The following is a 4,943-nucleotide window of genomic DNA, read 5'->3' on the forward strand; positions in this document are numbered from 1 at the left end:
AAACAGATGTGAGCACTATCACAATTACCTCTAAGTGAAAATAATATAAAGGCTCGCGGTTTTATTTTTCTTCCTTCAATTAACAATAAAAAAGATAAAGGTCTGATTATGCCAACTTTACTCTTATCCTCTTTATTTCCTTTAGTTTTTGTTATGGTTTTAGGCTGGCTGAGCGGGAAGCTCGGTTATATGAAACGGGACGATGCAACGGTATTAGCCACCGTGGTGATTCGTTTTGCTTTACCATTACATCTTTTTATCGGCGCATTACATACCGATCCTTCCAAAATACAGAATTTATCCTTTATGGCTGTGCTGGTGATTGGCCTGATGGGATCTTATCTTCTGACATTGTGCATCTCGCGGTTTCTGTTCCGGCACGACATAAAAACCAGCGCCATTCAGTCGCTGGTTTGTGCGTTTCCGGATATGGCGTATTTCGGCGCGCCGGTTCTGGCCGTGCTTATCGGGCCGGAAGGTTTTCTCGGCGTGCTGGTCGGCAACCTGATCACCAGCGTACTGATGATCCCGCTGACGATCGTTCTGATCCGCATGGGGGATAAAGACAGTGAACTGACCGGGCAGGGTAGTTTGGGCAAAATGATTCTGACCAATCTATTTAAAGCGGTGCGAAACCCGATTGTGTGGATCCCGGTTCTCGGGGTCATCATGAGTCTGGCGGGGATCAAAATCCCGGAACTGCTGTCATCTTCGGTTGAAATGATGGGGAAAACGGCAGGGGGGATTTCATTATTCGCGCTGGGGCTGTTGTTCTTCGGCGAACGTCCGACGCTAAATATCCATACGTTTACCAACATCGGGATGAAGAACCTCATTCAGCCCGCCATCATGGCCGCCGCCGGGATAGCATTTGGGCTGAGCCATACGCTGATGCAGCAGGTGGTGATTATCGGTGCCACGCCGTCGGCGATTGCCGCCGGAATGTTTGCGGTGCGCAGCGATACCTACGTGGAATCCGCGTCGTCTTCCATTCTCATCGGCACTGCACTCGGAATTGTGACGGAAGGGATCGTGATTTTTATGATGTCTTAGCGCGGGAAATGCAGTGACCTGAGCTGATAAAAAAGGCCCGCCATTTTCGGCGAGCCTTTTATTTTACTGCAATGCGATTACTTCACGCATTTAGCACATTGGTTTTGCTGAATCTGCTGGAAGAAGTCGTTGCCTTTGTCATCCACCAGAATGAACGCCGGGAAGTTTTCTACTTCAATTTTCCAGATGGCTTCCATCCCTAATTCAGGATATTCAACGCATTCCAGGCTCTTGATGCTTTGCTGAGCCAGAACCGCTGCCGGGCCGCCGATGCTGCCCAGATAGAAGCCGCCATGTTTGTGACACGCATCCGTAACTTGCTGGCTGCGGTTGCCTTTTGCCAGCATGATCATGCTGCCGCCGTTTGATTGCAGAAGATCTACGTAGGAATCCATACGGCCTGCGGTGGTCGGGCCGAGGGAACCGGACGCATAACCTTCTGGCGTTTTCGCCGGGCCTGCATAGTAAATCGGGTGATCTTTAACGTACTGTGGCAAACCTTCTCCGTTATCCAGACGCTCTTTCAGTTTGGCGTGCGCAATGTCACGGCCCACGATAATCGTACCGCTCAGGGAAAGGCGGGTTGATACCGGATATTCAGATAGCTGCGCGAGGATTTCTTTCATCGGACGGTTCAGGTCAACTTTAACGGCTTCGCCTTCGCCTGCATGACGCAATGATTCAGGGATATATTTGCCCGGATTGCTTTCCAGTTTCTCAATCCAGATACCGTCTTTGTTGATTTTCGCGCGGATGTTACGGTCAGCGGAGCAGGAAACGCCCATGCCTACCGGGCAGGAAGCGCCGTGGCGTGGCAGACGGACGACGCGGATGTCGTGAGCAAAGTATTTGCCACCGAACTGTGCGCCGAGGCCCAGATTGTTCGCTTCAACCAACAATTCCTGTTCGAGCTGTACGTCGCGGAACGCCTGACCGTGTTCGTTGCCTTCAGTTGGCAGGCCATCGTAGTAATGTGTTGACGCCAGTTTCACTGTTTTCAGCGTGGCTTCGGCAGAAGTACCGCCGATAACAAACGCGATATGGTACGGAGGGCAGGCCGCTGTACCCAGCGTGCGCATTTTCTCAACCAGATAACCTTTCAGTTTCGCCGGGGTGATCAGCGCTTTGGTTTCCTGATAAAGATAGGTTTTGTTCGCTGAACCACCGCCCTTGGCGATGCACAGGAATTTGTACTCGTCGCCATCGACGCTGTAGAGATCGATTTGCGCTGGCAGGTTGGTGCCGGTGTTCACTTCTTTGTACATATCCAGCGCAGCATTCTGGGAATAGCGCAGGTTATCTTCAATGAACGTGTTGTACACGCCCTGGGAAAGGCTGGCTTCGTCGTTGCCACCAGTCCAGACGCGCTGGCCTTTTTTGCCCATGATGATCGCGGTGCCGGTGTCCTGGCAGGTTGGCAGAATGCCTTTCGCGGCGATCTCTGAGTTTCTCAGGAACTGCAATGCCACGTACTTGTCGTTTTCGCTGGCTTCCGGATCATCCAGGATGGCGGCAACTTGTTGCTGATGTGCAGGACGCAGCATGAAAGAAGCATCGTGAAATGCGTGCTGAGCCAGCAGGGTAAGCGCTTCGGGCGCGACTTTTAAAACGTCTTCACCGTCAAACTGGCTGACAGAAACGTGCTCTTTGGTCAGCAGATAGTATTCGGTTTCGTCTTTGGAAACGGGGAAGGGATTCTGATAGTAGAAAGGTTTATTCGACATTGTTTTCTCACTTAATCCGTTATGGCCGCCACGGGTACAACGATTTTCAGGAAGAGTACGGGAAAATCACGGCGACGTTTCTATTCGTTCCGTATGTTGCCAGCCAAATACACAGGCTGGCAACGTGGTTTAACTGTTTTATTTCAGTAAATGCTCTGTTAATGCTTTGTGGGTGATTTTATGCGCACCCTCAGAACATCATCACCATCCACGGGTAGCCGATAACCAGTAATGCGACCAGGAAGATTGCACCGAAGATGGTGCCCAGACGCCAGTAGTCTTTGGTTGGCAGATAACCACTCCCGTAGTAAATCGGACTCGGGCCAGTGCCGTACGGTGTGATGATCCCCATAACACCCAGAGACGTCACCATCAGCAGACAGAACACCTGCATATTGATGCCCGGAATGGCAGCACCAATAGTCAGCATAGCCGGTAAAAGTGCGGTGGTGTGTGCGGTGGTGCTGGCAAAAAGATAGTGCAAGAGATAGAACGCCAGCAGCAGGGCGATAGTCGCCGCGCCCGGAGAAATGCCGCCCATCAACGCTGCGCCCTCTTTACCCAGCCAGGCAATGAAACCAGTACGGGACAGGCCGTCGGCCAGTGCAACCAGCGTGGCGAACCAGGCAAAGGTGTTCCAGGCCGGTTTGTTGCTGGTGATATCGTTCCAGTTCAGCACGCCGGTCCACAACATCAGAACCACGACCAGCAGGGCAGCCATTGCTGGCTCAATGAAGCTGGCGGCAAAAATCCACATCGCCAGCGCACAGCATACGAAGACCAGCAGCAGAATTTCGTGACGGGACATTCTGCCCAGTTTAGCCAGTTCAGAAGTCGCCCATTTTGGCACTTCGTCATTCACTTTGACTTCCGGCGGGTAGAACCAGTAGGCCAGCAGCGGCATTGTCAGCAGCAACAGCAAGCCGACTGGCAGGAACGCCATGAACCAGGTGCCCCAGGAAATGTTGATCCCGGTGACGCTGTTCACGATGCCCAGCGCCAGCAGGTTAGGTGCCAGTGCAGACAGGAACATCGAACTGGTGATACATGCCGCAGTGATCGCAACCCACATCAGATAAGAACCGATTTTACGCGCACTCGGGTCGTTAGGTTTTGAGCCGTACAGCGGGGGCAGGTTGGCAATGATCGGGTAGATCGTGCCGCCGCTGCGTGCGGTATTGGACGGTGTGAACGGCGCCAGCAGCAGGTCTGCGAAAGTGATGGCATAACCGAGCGTCAGGCTGCGGCGACCGAGATATTTCACCAGGATCAGCGCCAGACGGCGGCCAAACTGGGTCTTATCGTAGCCCGCGGCAAACATGAATGCCCCGAAGATTAACCAGACCGTGGAGTTACCAAAACCGCTGACTGCCCATTTAAAGGACTGTGCAGCCATTTTAAATTTCGGATCCGCCAGCTCTGCCGGGCTGAACAACAACCACTGGCTGAAGAGGGCGATAACCACGACGCCGGTCAGGCCGATAACGGCACCTGGCAACGGCTCGAAGATCAGGCCTACGATGACACCGACAAAAATGGCGAAGAAGTGCCATGCGTAGGGTTCAAGGCCATCAGGAGTAGGAACCAGCAGCAACAGAACCGCCACCAGCACGGGAAGTAACATAAAGATCCAGCGATTTTTCTTGCCGGATTCGGCTTTTTTCGCTGGCTCTTTCACCGCAGTTTTTGTTATTTCGCTCATAATATTTATCTTAGGTAGTTAGGAATATTGTGATGATGCTTAGGTAAAATGTCTTATGTATTTTTTTAGTTATTTTGCTTTTTTTAGTTATTTAACGTTGCCCGTTTCTTATTGAAAACCTGCCCCGTTATTATTATTTGTGTTTGGTAGATGTCATTCCCCTTAAGAGGGAGGAAATGTTTATATAATGCGTTTTCCCTATTTATTACTGTTGATCTTGATCAATAAAATACGGTGGCAGTTTAATTTTTAGAATGAATAAATGCCCTGAAGAGACGCTATTAAATCAAACTGCCGGGAAGGGGTGATGGGAGTATCTTTGCGGATGTAACCCTTGCATAAACAGAGGTATTCATAAATGAGAGTCATTCACATCTGTGAGCCTGACTGTAGGGATGCCTCTGGCCTTGCGGGCAGGCGAAATCTCTGATTTCTTGCGGGAAAGCCGGCCCCGGATGTAATAG

The 4,943-nt window shown here is 51.3% G+C and carries 3 protein-coding genes; 1 reads left to right on the plus strand and 2 read right to left on the minus strand.

Annotated elements, in window-relative coordinates; translation table 11 throughout:
• The first annotated feature begins 108 nt into the window (after window positions 1-108).
• On the plus strand, window positions 109-1,053 hold the full coding sequence (locus J1782_RS00440) for an AEC family transporter (protein WP_152323874.1): 945 nt from the start codon (window positions 109-111) through the stop codon (window positions 1,051-1,053).
• A gap of 77 nt (window positions 1,054-1,130) precedes the next feature.
• Here the strand turns inward: J1782_RS00440 and fumA are convergent, their stop codons facing one another.
• Together fumA and J1782_RS00450 are read right to left on the minus strand one after the other, a co-directional pair.
• Complete coding sequence (fumA, locus tag J1782_RS00445; RefSeq protein ID WP_152323875.1) at window positions 1,131-2,777, minus strand: class I fumarate hydratase FumA; 1,647 nt, start codon at window positions 2,775-2,777, stop codon at window positions 1,131-1,133.
• Between the two features lie 190 nt (window positions 2,778-2,967).
• Window positions 2,968-4,479, minus strand: a complete 1,512-nt coding sequence (locus J1782_RS00450) for an anion permease (protein ID WP_165060344.1) — start codon at window positions 4,477-4,479, stop codon at window positions 2,968-2,970.
• Window positions 4,480-4,943: the final 464 nt, after the last annotated feature.

Origin of the sequence: Rahnella sp. BCC 1045, assembly GCF_019049615.1 — a bacterium.
GTDB classification, from domain to species: Bacteria; Pseudomonadota; Gammaproteobacteria; order Enterobacterales; family Enterobacteriaceae; genus Rahnella; species Rahnella contaminans.